At 38.6% G+C, this 14310-nt stretch carries 11 protein-coding genes; 7 read left to right on the top strand and 4 right to left on the bottom strand.

Features of this window, described 5'->3' with window-relative positions:
- Positions 1 to 262 precede the first annotated feature (262 nt).
- From BMX11_RS04810 to BMX11_RS04830, 5 genes are all read left to right on the top strand, one after another.
- Entirely contained in the window at positions 263 to 565 is a 303-nt protein-coding gene (locus BMX11_RS04810) for an ArsR/SmtB family transcription factor (protein WP_090881987.1), read from the top strand.
- Between the two features lie 10 nt (positions 566 to 575).
- Positions 576 to 1676 (top strand): NADH:flavin oxidoreductase, encoded by a 1101-nt coding sequence (locus tag BMX11_RS04815; RefSeq protein ID WP_090881989.1) that lies wholly within the window; start codon positions 576 to 578, stop codon positions 1674 to 1676.
- Positions 1677 to 2210: 534 nt separating this feature from the next.
- The gene (locus tag BMX11_RS04820) at positions 2211 to 5240 is read left to right on the top strand and encodes a SusC/RagA family TonB-linked outer membrane protein (RefSeq protein WP_090881991.1); all 3030 of its coding nucleotides are present in this window, start codon (positions 2211 to 2213) and stop codon (positions 5238 to 5240) included.
- 10 nt (positions 5241 to 5250) lie between these two features.
- Positions 5251 to 6909, top strand: a complete 1659-nt coding sequence (locus BMX11_RS04825; protein WP_090881994.1) for a RagB/SusD family nutrient uptake outer membrane protein — start codon at positions 5251 to 5253, stop codon at positions 6907 to 6909.
- 146 nt (positions 6910 to 7055) lie between these two features.
- Entirely contained in the window at positions 7056 to 7946 is an 891-nt protein-coding gene (locus tag BMX11_RS04830; RefSeq protein WP_090881996.1) for a pirin family protein, read from the top strand.
- A gap of 82 nt (positions 7947 to 8028) precedes the next feature.
- On the opposite strand, the gene BMX11_RS04835 is transcribed toward BMX11_RS04830, so the two are convergent.
- Both BMX11_RS04835 and BMX11_RS04840 read right to left on the bottom strand, forming a co-directional pair.
- Positions 8029 to 9198, bottom strand: a complete 1170-nt coding sequence (locus BMX11_RS04835) for a hypothetical protein (protein WP_090881998.1) — start codon at positions 9196 to 9198, stop codon at positions 8029 to 8031.
- The gene (locus tag BMX11_RS04840; protein WP_245738581.1) at positions 9195 to 9821 is read right to left on the bottom strand and encodes an RNA polymerase sigma factor; all 627 of its coding nucleotides are present in this window, start codon (positions 9819 to 9821) and stop codon (positions 9195 to 9197) included. The genes BMX11_RS04835 and BMX11_RS04840 overlap by 4 nt, the downstream gene beginning before the upstream one ends.
- A gap of 230 nt (positions 9822 to 10051) precedes the next feature.
- On the opposite strand from BMX11_RS04840, the gene BMX11_RS04845 reads away from it, so the two are divergent.
- Entirely contained in the window at positions 10052 to 10852 is an 801-nt protein-coding gene (locus tag BMX11_RS04845) for a hypothetical protein (protein WP_175474471.1), read from the top strand.
- Positions 10853 to 10901: 49 nt separating this feature from the next.
- Here BMX11_RS04845 and BMX11_RS04850 read toward each other — a convergent pair whose 3' ends face one another.
- Complete coding sequence (locus BMX11_RS04850; protein ID WP_090882004.1) at positions 10902 to 11300, bottom strand: HIT family protein; 399 nt, start codon at positions 11298 to 11300, stop codon at positions 10902 to 10904.
- Positions 11301 to 11651: 351 nt separating this feature from the next.
- Entirely contained in the window at positions 11652 to 12125 is a 474-nt protein-coding gene (gene greA, locus BMX11_RS04855) for a transcription elongation factor GreA (protein ID WP_090882007.1), read from the bottom strand.
- Between the two features lie 254 nt (positions 12126 to 12379).
- Between greA and BMX11_RS04860 the strand changes: the two genes are divergently transcribed.
- Complete coding sequence (locus BMX11_RS04860; protein WP_090882009.1) at positions 12380 to 14263, top strand: M1 family metallopeptidase; 1884 nt, start codon at positions 12380 to 12382, stop codon at positions 14261 to 14263.
- Positions 14264 to 14310 lie beyond the last annotated feature (47 nt).

Below are 14310 nucleotides of genomic sequence, written 5' to 3' on the forward strand. Positions count from 1 at the left end.
CCTGTTTATATATACGAGAGCGTTAATTTAGATGACGGGGATAGGTCGGAATGATTTATCCCCGTTCTTTTTTGGCCGCCATGTCTTTCTACATCCAACCTTCCATCCTCACATTTTCCATCTTACATCCTTCATATTCACTTTACATTTTCCGTCTTACATCTTCCTTTATTACTTTCCTCACACTATTCTCAATCACATCAAATTGTAATCTTTGAGCTCTTAATTGGTATATCGGGAAAAGTCGATATATCTTTGTGCCATGGATCAAGTAGAAATATTTAAAGCTTTATCAAATAAAACCCGTTTGCAGATTTTAAACTGGTTAAAAACGCCTGCTGAAAGTTTTCCCGAGCAACCTAACCCTGATTTTGAAAATCTAGGCGTTTGTGTAGGTCAAATTCAATTAAAAAGCGGATTAACTCAAAGTACGATTTCAGAATACCTTTCTATTCTTCAAAGGGCAGAATTAGTTACGGCTACCCGTTTAGGTCAGTGGACATACTACAAACGCAATGAAGAAGGCTTTAAAAAACTAAGTTCCATGATCAATTCAACATTATAATTTAAAAAGTATGAATACAGATAGCTTATTCAATCCGTTTAGTTTAAAATCTTTAAATATTAAGAATCGCATCGTGATGGCACCAATGACCCGCTCATTTTCGCCTAACGGAATACCAACTGATGAAGTAGCCAATTATTATGGGAAAAGAGCCGCTGGTGATGTTGGTTTAATTTTATCAGAAGGTACGGTAATTAACAGACCATCGTCCTCCAGCGATCCTAACATTCCTCACTTTTATGGAGATCAGGCACTGGCTGGCTGGAAAAAGGTTATTGATGAGGTACATCAGGCTGGTGGATTGATGGGTCCACAAATCTGGCATCAAGGGGTTATGGATAATCACGCCTCCGGATGGCTTCCCAGTGCACCATTTGAAGGACCATCCAGCTTCAATAAGCCAGGTTTCGAAAACGGCGTTCCAATGACAGATGCAGCTATCGCGGATACCATTGCAGCTTTCGGCCAGGCAGCGGCAGACGCAAAAGCTTTAGGCTTTGATACCGTCGAAATTCATGGTGCACACCAATATTTAATTGATCAGTTTTTCTGGGATGGAACGAATAACCGTACAGACATTTATGGCGGAAAAACACTGGCAGAACGTACCCGTTTCGCTGTAGAAGTAATCAAAGAAGTAAGAAAAAGAGTGGGTGAAGATTTTGCATTAATCCTACGTTTATCACAATTCAAACCTGCGGCCTACGATTTCAAGTTGGCTAAAAATGAGCAGGAAATGGAGCAGTGGTTAAGCCCACTAACAAATGCTGGTGTAGATATTTTCCATTGTTCACAGCGCCGCTTCTGGGAACCAGAATTTGAAGGTTCAGATTTGAACTTTGCTGGTTGGGCAAAGAAAATAACAGGGAAAGCAACCATTACGGTAGGTTCTGTTGGCTTAGATGGCGATTTCTTCGGTGCTTTTGCCGGACAAAGTTCAGCTCCAAGTTCTTTGGATGAGTTAGTGAGAAGATTGGATCGTGGCGATTTCGATCTGGTTGCTGTCGGCAGACCGCTTTTAGCAGACCCTAACTGGGCTCAAAAAATCAAAAACAATCAAACTTCATCGTTAAAAGGCTTTAGTAAAGAAGCTTTAATGGAGTTAGTATAAATATTTTTTCAATTCAAATTTAAAAGGTATCCTTGTTAGGGTACCTTCTTTGTTTTAGCCAAAATCCGAACAAAAACACCTCATTTTGAGCAGCTAAGCATTTTTTCCTTCACCCAGTTGCTAAAAGCTTTTAGTCTAACTAAAAATCAAGTTTTAAATTTTAACTCATCAATTATATAATCCTATTAAAAATCTCAAACATCGTTTGATTTTTTTTTGGGAATTAAAAAAAAGTATAATACATTTACATCAGTAAAACGTTTTAGTCTAAGCTGCTGATACTGTAAATATCTATCACATTAAACCAAACTAACTCATTTGCTATAACCAAAAGATAAACCGGAACTAAACTTACATCTGATCATCCCAAACCCTATTCATTAGTAGGATTGAAACCTGAGTATTTTACTCGGGGAGGACTTGCTTTGCCTTTTCAACAGGTAGCACGACATGTTCACCATGCTTTTACCTTCCGTTTTTCCTTTTGAAACCAGATAAGGAAACTAACTAATCAATTAATTATAAAACCTCTAAATGAAGATTAATTTACTCAAAATGATGGGGCTATCAGCTGCAGTGCTGCTCAATAGCCCAGTGTTTTCGATGAGTGCGAATGAAGAGCGGGCGGTAACATTGAAAACCCCTATTTCCTTGCGACTAGCGCAGGCGAAAAAACCGATCACCGGAAAGGTAGTCGACGAAACTAACACTGGTATCCCGGGTGTTGGTATAAAAAACGTTACTTCAGGAAAAAGTACACAAACTGACGCTAGCGGACAGTATTCTATTGAGGCCAATTCGGGCGACATTATCCGATTTACCTATATCGGTTACGATGCGCAGCAAATCACAGTGGGCCAGCAAAACAGCGTAAACATTAAGTTAAAACCATCTGCAAACACCAAGCTGGATGATGTAGTGGTAGTAGGTTACGGTACCCTAAAAGAAAAAGAGATTACCTCGGCTATTGCTAAAGTAGATTCTACTAAATTCAGACAAAGCGGATCGAGAAATCCGTTGGATTTATTGGTAGGAAAAGTTGCTGGTTTGCAGATATCGAGGAACAGTTCTAATCCAAATGATGGGGTAGGTGTTCAATTGAGAGGAGTAACTTCTTTATCAGGAAGCGCATCGCCGCTAATTATTATAGATGGAATTCCAGGCGGTAACCTTGATCTATTACAGCAAGATGATATTGAGTCATTCAGTGTTTTAAAAGATGGATCTGGTGCTGCCATTTATGGTACTCGGGCAAATGCAGGGGTAATCATCGTTACAACGAAAAAAGGTAAAAAAGGACCAGCTCGATTTGACTACAATGCATACGTAAGAACAGAAACACTGGTAAAAAGACCTGACTTTATGAATGCTACCGAATGGAGAGCGCGTATAGCCAGCGGAGAATATAAGGTAGTTGATAAAGGTGGCGACTTTGATTACTTTCAGGATTTGATCAATAAAAACAACATTTCTAACAACCACAACTTAGCCGTATCTGGTGGCAGCGACAACTCTAATTACAGGGTTAGTGCCAACTATAGGGAACTTCAAGGCTTTGCAAAGGAAAACGGTAGAAAAGAGTACGGTATCCGTGCAAGCTTGACTCAAAAAGGATTTCAGGATAAACTACAAGCACAGTTTAACGTATCCACCAATTTTAACAATGCCAATCTGCTTGGTGGTGGTGGCTGGGAGAACGTATTAACCAAAAATCCAACCGAATCGTATTTTAATCCAGATGGTTCTTACCTTTTTACCAGAACCATTACCAATGAGCTTGCTCGTTTAGAACAAGAACGTTATGGTGTGCAGCAACAAACCACTTCAGTTGATGGAAAAATTGACTTTGAAGTTCTTAAAGATTTGAAGTTAAGTGCATTCTTTGCGACCCAAAGAAATAACAGAATCTGGAGTGAGTATCGTGATAGAGCCAGCCAGAACTCAGTTGAAAATGGAGATGCCCCCAATGGCGGATATGCTGCGAAAACTACCGAATTAAACCAAAATATCAACTTCGAGCCGACGATTGAGTACACGAAAACTTTCGGAAAACATAAGATCTCAGGTATAGGCGGTTACAGTTTTCGTAGAGAAACCAATGAAGGTTTCAATGCTAACAATAGAGGTTATTTGAATGACTTGTTCGAAGATAACAACTTAGGAAGTGTACCCGTAAAGGTTACCACAATAGGGATAGGAAGCTTTAAGAACGAAAATACGTTAATTGCTGTTTTCGCAAGATTAAATTATTCCTTGAATGATAAATACTTTGCTCAAGCCATCTTCAGAAGAGAGGGTTCATCCAAATTTGGAGCAAACAATAAATGGGCAAACTTCCCTGCCATTTCCGGAGGCTGGAATATTACGCAGGAAGAATTTATGAAGAATGTGAGCTGGGTGAATAATTTGAAGCTAAGAGTGGGTTATGGTGAAACGGGTAATTCGGGTATGGGCAATAGTGAAGCGCTCGTTACTTTGAGTACGGGAGGGATTTATCTTTTTCCATCAGGGGAATATTTGCAAACCTATGGACCAAATAAAAATCCCAATCCTGATTTAAGGTGGGAAACCAAACAAGAAACCAATATTGGTGTAGATTTTACTATTCTAAATAATAAGCTGACCGGTTCGATTGACGGATACAAACGCAAAATAAAAAACCTGATTGACAGATATACCTCTCCACAGCCCCCATTCGTGACATCAGAAATTACTACGAATGTGGGATCGCTATCATCTAAGGGTATTGAGCTTTCATTAAGTTACGCAGCTATAAAAAATAAGGATTTTAGCTGGAGTGTTGATTTCGCAGGTAGTACGACCAAGAATGTTCTTGATAGCTATTCAAACTCTGAATATCGCAGAGACATGAGAACTTTTGGATCCATAGGTGGTTTCGGCGCACTAGGAGATGCTTTCAGAACCTATGAAGGGAGAGAAATAGGCGAATTCTGGGGAAAACGCTTCGCTGGTTTCAGCCCTGATGGCAAATGGACATTCTTCAATAGAAACAATGAAGTAGTGACTAATGCTCAAATTAACACTTCAGTTTTCAGAGATCAAACTGACTTTGCTGTTCTTGGAAATGCTGTTCCCAAATATTATTTGTCTTTAACAAACAACTTTACTTATAAAGGATTTGATTTAAGGGTATTCTTGAGAAGTAAGCTTGATTTTGATGTACTCAACACCATGGCCATTTCTTATGGCAATAAAAATGGTGCTTCTACAAACCTACTAAACAGTGCTTTCACCAAATATGCTGATCTAAAGGACACTTACATGTATACTGATTATTACTTAGAGAGTGGTAGCTTCCTTAAACTTGATGAGGTGACGCTTGGCTACACCTTTAAACTTAAAACGAAATATATCAGAACATTAAGATTGAATGTAACAGGGCAAAACTTAGTAACGATTACTGGTTACACCGGTAATGATCCAGACTACATTCAAGATACAGGGTATGGACAATTAATAAACAACAGAAGTTTAGGTATAGATACCAGGAGCCCTTACCCCGCCACAAGACAATTCCTATTCGGTGTTAATTTCGGATTTTAATTTTTAAACGATGAAAAGATATAAAAAAATAATGCTATCAGTTCTTGTAGCAACACCTATGTTGCTACTAAATAGCTGTTCAAAACTAGATCAGCCGATTTATGATCAGTTAATTGCAGATAATTTCTACAATAATAAAAATGAGGTTTTATCAGCTGTTTTAAGGCCATACACGCACGCCAATGCCTGGGTTACTCCTTCTGGTCAAGATGGCTGGTGGAGACCGGCCGAACTTTCAGCAGACCAATTGGCCTGGCCAACAAAAGGTAGGCATGGGGAAGATGGCGGTAAGTGGAAAAGATTACACTACCATGCGTGGTTAAGTGATGACGGACCATTGAACAATGCCTGGGTATTAATGTATTGGGGAATGGGCTTATGCAATGACCCCATTGGAAACCTGGAAAAGAAAAGTATAGTAGAAATGGGCATTACTCAAGCAGAAAAGGAAGCTTACATTGCGGAGCTAAAATTATTAAGAGCTTTTCACTACTTGAAATTAATGGATCTTTTTGGAAATATTCCTATTGTAACTCAAGTTGGAATACCTGCAAAGCCAGAAACACAACCTAGAGCTGCTGTTTTTGCTTTTATTGAGAAAGAGATTAAAGAAAACATCGAGAAAGCGCCTAAACCATCGAGAAATATGATTGGAAGGATGACACAGGCGGGTGGATATGCCATGCTAGTGGAGCTATACCTTAACGCGCAAACCTGGACAGGTACAGCTCGTTGGGATGATTGCATTGCAGCAGCAAATAAATTAATCAATAATGAAGTAGGGGGTCAAAACGGTAACATGCAGTTGGATCCAAACATTACCGATCCATTTAAGCCAACCAATGACTTATCCAAAGAAGTAATTTTCTCTATTGCTTATGAGTTTGCAAAAGCCTCATTTCAACCCTCATGGACGGGTGAATTCTTTCACTTCCAACAAGATCAAATCTATGGTGGTGCCAGAAACGGTAATGATGGTATTGTTGTAGTACCTGGGAATTTCACTAAATATGAGAATGAAGATTTAAGAAAGAGAACCTGGCTCTTAGAAGGCGAAATGTTTAGATTTGACAATGGTCAGCCAGCACTTGCAAGAGGAGGAAACGAATATGATGGTCAACAGATTGTTTTCGTAGACAACATTCGTAAAAATAAAACCGGATCTACCGTATCCAATATGAGCGAAGGTGAGGAAAACAGTGGGGTTCGTTTCAATAAATACAAATTGGGTAATCAAACTGCAGGAGTGGTTGGTGGAGTAAGCATTCCTGCCGATCCGAATTACAACAATACCGATTGGAACATCTATCGTTTAACATGGGTATATTTCGCAAAAGCTGAAGCCCTAATGCGTAAAAATAGTGGCAACGCAACAGCTGAAGCCGTTCAGTTAATTAACGATTGTAAGAAAAGAGCCTATACAGATGCCAATTGGGCAACAAGGGCTTACACCACTACCTCATTAACCTTAGATGAATTGTTAAATGAAAGAGGTAGAGAATTCATTTTCGAAGGTTTCAGAAGAAATGATTTGATCCGTTTTGGAAAATTCCATACCGAATCGTGGTGGGACCATACCCCTTCTGCAGCATTCAGAACATTGTTCCCTATCCCACAAGTACAACGCACTTTAAATGAGAATTTAGCTCAAAATCCTGGTTATAACTAAGGAATATCGTGTTTTAGCAAAAAGAGTCTGGTCGGTGATCAGGCTCTTTTTTGTTTTATCACATCCGTATCTAAAATGTAATACTTTTGCCTGCACTGGTTATTTCCTATTGGAATGCCTAAATTAGAATATTAAACACCCATCCCATGTCGAATATTAAACTCATTATAGAAGAAAGGCCCGCTAACATCGGGAATTTCATGGTAGGCCGGTTACTACCTTTCAGAGAAAAAAGAACTGTTGGTCCGTTTGCCTTTATAGATCACATGGGGCCAACTGTACTCAAGGATGATGAGAATTTTGATGTTGCCCCACACCCACACATCGGCCTTTCTACATTAACCTTTCTTTTTGAAGGAGAAATTATGCACAAAGACAGTTTGGGTACCGAAATTGTAATTAAACCAGGACAGGTAAACTGGATGACCGCCGGTAAGGGAATTGCCCACTCTGAAAGAACACCGGAATATCTTCGCCATACAGAAAAAACCATGCATGGTTTGCAAATATGGGTGGCATTACCCAAGCACTTAGAGCAAATGGAGCCTGAATTCTGCCATATTGAGGAACAAGATATCCCCAGCTGGGAACAAGATCACATTCAATTTAAACTCATAGCTGGAGAAGCATTTGGGAAAAAATCACCTGTGCCTGTTTATAGTCCCTTATACTTCCTTGAGCTCAAAAGCACCGTTCGCCAGAAAGTAAATATTGGCGATTATCTTTTTGGAGAAAGTGCCCTATATATTTTGGAAGGAGCTATTGAAAGTGATGGAAATATATTTGAACCCAGACAGATCTTAATAGCCAACGATGCCAAACTTTGTGAGTTTACCCTACATGAAAACACAACAGTTTACATTTTTGGTGGTGAAGCTTTCCCTGAAGAACGTTTAATTTACTGGAACTTTGTGGCTTCGGATAAGGAGCTTATTGAACAGGCAAAAATCAAATGGCAGGCTCAGGAATTTGCTCCCGTTCCCGGAGAAACAGACTTTGTGCCCCTACCCGATCAAAGTAAATACATTAAGCACTAGAGAAAAAAGAATACTTTTTTCCCGCAGATTAAAAAAGATTTTTCCCTTCAATCATTTTAGATCTGCGGGAGTAATAACACTACTAATTCCCCTTTTTAAACAGATTCATATTAACAGAAACTGCTACTCCTGTAGACGACAACCTTGAGTTTCCGTAACCAATTCCCGTTAGTGGCAACTTCATAAATGGCTTAGCACTAATCCTAATTTTTTCATTTATTGTATGTTGAAACTCCAGTCCAACATTGGCCACTCCGAAGTAGTGTTGATTTTGGTTTGTAACCTCATAATTTTTTGGTCCCTGATAATTAGAATCATAAGAATAATTATATTTTTCTTTTAACATCAGGTAGCTTGATAAGCCTGTGCTCACAGAAATAGCATTTTTTCTATTTTCGAACACCTTATAATTAACGTTCAGTGGGATGTCGATTACATCGCAATTCGCATGGATATTGGCTGGAGCAACCCTAAATACATAGCTTGTATTCGGATTATATAAACTGAAATCTGAGTCATATATTTTTTTGGCATATACAGCGCCTGTGGTAATACTTAGTTTCTTGCTAATAGATAATGTAGCTTCAAGTCCAAAACCACCACTCAAACTACTTGTTCCCGATTTTTGAACACTGGTTAAATCTGGCGCTGCCAAAATACTTAAAACCAGGGTTGGCTTTCTTTTTAAAACCATAGCAGGCCTTTTTGATTTCGCAATTTCGGCAGTATTTAAACCAGCTAATGCATCATCGAACGCAATGGTTTTAACAGATTTATTCAAAACAATCTGATTTACATTTGATTCTGGCAAAATGAGCAAACTAATAGCATCGAAATTATTAAGCTTATTCTGATAAGTAATATTAGATCCGCTAATAAATTGATGCCCACTTACCAGATTTATCCCTTCCGATTTACGCTCAACCAAATCCACTGCCTTACCCCTCACAATCGAATCTTTATTTATGGATCCACCCTCTGTTAAAAAAATTTCCTTTTGCACTTTTGTTTTCACATCAGCTACAGCTGCCTTCTTAATAATTTTTTCATCAGCTCTAAAAACCAGAAATACAATCACCAGCAATGCAGCAATCCCCGCAATAGCACTCAACCAAATAACAGGAACTATTCTCTTCCTCACCTTTGGATATAATTTTTCCTCCAGGCTATCCCAATCCATTTCATTGAAAGGAATATCAGGCTCCTCCAGTTTATCCTTGAAAAATCTATCTATATCTTTTCCCTCTTTCATTGCATTTTTGTATTTAATCTAACCTGCAATACATTCCTTTCGTCATTTACAGTATTATTAACATGATAAATTCTGGCATCTGCTCCTTTCAACATATCCTGCAATTTTTGCCTGGCTTTAAATAGATTAGATTTTGATGTTCCAGCTGATATATTGAGCATTTCTCCAATCTCCTCGTGTGTGTATCCATCAATGGCATAAAGGTTAAAAACGGTTCTGTATGCCGGACTTAATTTTTGAACCATTTCCAACAAATCATTATAAGCCAGTTGATCATACACGGAACTTACCTGTGCTATGTGCTCATACTCGGCAATATCTGCATGATCAGTAAATTTTAAATTTGTGCGGTAATAATCAATCGCAGTATTGGTGATTATTCTTCCTAACCAAGGCATAAAAGCTTTATCTGATTCATATTTTGAAATATGCTTAAAAGCCTTGAAAAATCCATCATTTAATATGCCTGCAGCATCCAACCTGTTATTGGCGTAGCGTAAACAAATGGCCATAGCAAAGCTGTAGAAATGTTTGTATAGTGCCTTCTGACTATCCCTTTCATTTCTAACACAGCCTTGAATATGCTTCTTTAATATATGATCATTTTCGCTGCTAGCGGTCACATGTTCTCCTTTCAACTTAGCTTACGCTAACAAACTACAAAAGGTTGCCTCCATAATAAAATATTTTTTTGGATCTGAATCATCGACAAAAAGCCGAGAGAAAATAAGGGTACAAAGCAACCATTAAAGCTTTTATGGCGTAATGGCTCATATCGTTAATAAAATATAATTACCTAAAACAAAACCTTATGCTAATCTACTTAAAAAGAAACCTAATATTCATCATGTGTATGATATTGGCATTTACAACAGCTTGTAAAAAAAGTAAAAATGATCCCATAGAAAAGAAAGGGATCCAATTGACTACAGACGCCAGGTTTGGAGCAGTTTTAACCGATAAGGATGGAAAAACACTCTATTTCTTTGCTACGGATGTTGCCGGCACCGCAAATTGTACTGGCCCTTGCGAAACCATCTGGCCGCTTTACTACTCCGCAGATGCCAGCACAGACATGAATTTAAACGCAGCTGAAGTTGGTGAAATTACCAGGGCCGACGGACGTAAACAAAGCACCTATAAGGGATATCCCCTATATTACTATCAAAATGATGCCGCAGCAGGCGAAATTAAAGGCGATGGTGTTGGTGGAATTTGGTTTGTAGCCAAACCAGATTATTCTTTGATGCTGGCTAATACACAATTGGTAGGGCTAAATACGAAACAATATACCAGCGCTTATGCAGAGGGTACAGGAAATACCCGGTATTTTACTGATGCTAATGGAAGAACAGTTTACGCTTTTTCTCCTGATAAAAATGGAAAAAACACTTTCACCAAAGCAGATTTAAGCAACAATAGTATTTGGCCTGTATATGAAGCTGAGTTAAAAAGCTTACCCTCAATCATTACCAAAGATTTAATTGGTGTTATTGATGTTTTTGGTAAAAAGCAGATGACATACAAAGGATGGCCGCTATACTATTTCAATCAGGATGCCAAGCGAGGAGATAATAAAGGAGTAAGTGTAGGGGCGTTTCCGGGCTTCTGGCCGGTGTTAAATGCAACTACGACTGTTGCACCAGCACCATAGTTTTTGGATGGAGAGGGGTTAGGATAAGCTGGTGCTCAGGCACCAGCTTTTATGCTTCTAGTAATGCTGCTTTAATCTTTTCTGCGGCTTCTGCCAGTTCTTCCTGAGTTGGACTCAGCTTCTCCTTGCTGAAATTCATATCGCTCACATTATTCATTGGAATTAAATGAATGTGTGCATGTGGCACTTCCAGTCCGATTACCGATACACCAACCTTTTTACATGGGAAGGCTTCTTTTACACCCTTGGCTACAATTTTAGCGAACATCCAAAGGCCAACATATAAATCCTCTTCCATATCGAAAATATAATCTCTCTCGATTTTCGGAATAACCAGTACATGTCCGGCCGTTAAAGGCTGAATATCTAAAAAAGCCAGGTACTCAACGGTTTCTGCAACTACATGGGCGCTAATCTCGCCTGATACAATTTTTGAAAAAATAGTCATTGGGTTATGGGTTAATTTGTAGTTGTTAGTATTTGGTCGTTAGTAGATAGACAATATGCCCTCTTGATACTTGTTTCTCGATACTTGATACTTGGCTCTCGATACTTTTTATAGTAGTTAGTACTTAGTCGTTAGTAGTTAGACAAAATGCCTAATCTTTCATCCGCCTCTTGATACTCAATACTTGATACTTGATACTAATTACTTGGTTCTTTTTATTGTAGTTAGACAAAATGCCTAATCTTTCATCCGCCTCTTAATACTCAATACTTGATACTTGATACTAATTACTTTGTTCTCAATACTTGATACTCAATACTCAGTACTTGATACTAATTACTTGATACGCTCCTACCGAGATATCTCTAACACTTCAAATTGCATTTTACCAGCAGGAACCTCAATTTCAGCGAATTCACCGACAGATTTACCCAACAATCCTTGTGCAATAGGTGATTTTACCGAGATTTTTCCCGTTTTTAAATCAGCTTCGCTCTCTGCTACCAACTGGTAAGTCATTGTAGCATTATTTTTTACATTTTTGATTTTAACAATAGATAAGGCTAAAACCTTGGTGGTATCCAGTTTAGATTCATCCAGTAAGCGTGAATGCGCCAAAGTATCGTCTAACTTCGCAATTTTAGCTTCGTGCAAACCTTGCGCCTCTTTTGCGGCATCATACTCTGCATTCTCCGATAAATCACCCTTATCACGTGCCTCCGCAATTGCCTTGGCAATTAATGCACGCCCTTCTGTTTTTAGATAATGTACTTCTTCTTTAAGTTTTTCTAATCCCTCTTTTGTATAATAGGTAATCTCTGCCATAGCTCGTTTTCTTTCTTTAGTCCTATAAAAAACAAACAAGACTATATAGTTGGTTTGCTACATAGTCTTGCTTCAATTATAACGAAGATAAAATGCTGAAATTACAAAAGCAAATAAAAATTTAAGATTAACAAGATTATGATGTTACAAAGGGTATTTAATGCATCATCTAACTGCTCTTTAAGCTTATTGTTACTTTCTAACAATCACTAATTGCATCATTATTTCTACTTTTATCAAAATTATTCAGAAAAATGAAAAAGATTTATGCGTTTGCCCTTTTCTCAATTTTGGGCATACATACTATTGTAGCTCAAGAGCTTTATATGCCTCGAAATATCAAAGCTGCATACAACAAAGGTACCCGTGCAATGGATGGAAAGGCGGGTAAAAATTACTGGCAAAATCATGGAAAATACACCATGGATATAAAAGTAGATGCTGAAACCAAAATAGTGAGTGGCACCGAAGAGATTATCTATACCAATAACAGTAACGATACCCTAAGAACACTGGTCATCCGTTTTGTAAATAATATTCACAAACCAACAGCGCCCCGAAGCGGCTCGGTAAGTGAAGACTTTCTCTCCGAAGGATTAAATATTAAGTCGTTCTCGGTAGATGGAGAAACATATAAGGTAGACAGCAAGGGCTGGGGAACAGTTGGTGATGTGCCATTAAAAAAAGCCCTTCATCCCAAAACAAAAGCGAGGGTAAAGATCGACTGGGAATACCCCTTATCAAAGCAAAGTGGCCGTGAAGGACAAATTGATCCCAATTCTTTCTTTGTAGCTTACAGCTATCCAAGAATTTCGGTGTATGACGATTACAATGGCTGGGATAGAATTCCACACTCAGACAGAGCCGAGTTTTACAACGATTTTAACGATTATGTATTCTCAATAAAGGCACCAAAAGATTACGTTGTTTATGCAACCGGCGATTTTCTTAACCCCGACGAAGTGTTACAACCTGAAATTTCAGCCCGTTTAAAGAAATCCTATAACCAGGATGAAGTTATTCATATTGCTACTGCCGAAGAATTAAAAAACGGCAAAGTAACTGCTCAGAAAGACTGGAACACCTGGAAATTTTCAGTCGACCATATTACTGATGTTTGCTTTGCTTTGAGCAATCACTACGTTTGGGATGGAGCAAGTGTTATTGTGGATGCAAAAACGAATAGACGAGCAAGTGCCCAGGCAGCATATAACCCAACAACAGGACAGGATTTTATTCATTCAGTTAAATACAATATCAATGCACTCTCCTGGTTTTCTAATCATTGGCCCGGCATTCCTTATCCTTATGTAAAAACGATTGCCTTCCAGGGTTTCGCCGATATGGAATACCCGATGATGGTAAACGATTCTAACTTTGGCGATCCTGTTTTTGCGCAGTTGGTTCAGGACCACGAAGTTGCACACACCTACTTTCCTTTCTACATGGGCATTAATGAAACCAGATATGCCTATATGGATGAAGGATGGGCAACCACCTTCGAATATTTAATCGGCATTGCAGAACATGGCAAGGAAGCCGCAGATAAGTTTTATAAAACCTTTAGGGTAAATAAATATATTAACGATAAGTCTGCAGAAGAAGACCAACCCATTATTTCGATGTCTGACCAGGTTTCTGGCGCAGGATATGGCAATAACTCTTACGGAAAAGCATCATTATCTTATTTGGCCCTGAAAGATCTCCTGGGTGATGAATTGTTTAAAAAAGCATTGCATACCTATATGGATAACTGGAATGGTAAGCACCCTATTCCATGGGATTATTTTAACTCCATGAACACTGGGGCTGGCCAAAACCTAAACTGGTTTTTCCAGAATTGGTTCTTTACCAATAACTACATCGATTTGAAGCTAAATTACAGGGCATCTAAAATGGCGAACTTCCCGGTATCAGTTCAAAATGTGGGTGGCTTTGCAATTCCTTTTGATTTGGTGGTTACCTATACAGACGGCAAGTCAGATAGAATCCACTACACACCAGCAATATGGAAAAGCAATCAAAAGGTTGCTTCCGTTACCGTAAAAAATAATGGTAAAGCGGTAAAATCAATCTCCGTAGATGGAGGAATCTTTATGGACGCTACGCCAAAAGACAATACCTGGACCAGTAAATAATGTTCAGCTGGCAGTTTTCAATTTTTGGTTGTTTAACCAACTGAACA

The sequence above is a fragment of the Pedobacter rhizosphaerae genome, from assembly GCF_900111155.1.
Classification (GTDB): Bacteria; Bacteroidota; Bacteroidia; order Sphingobacteriales; family Sphingobacteriaceae; genus Pedobacter; species Pedobacter rhizosphaerae.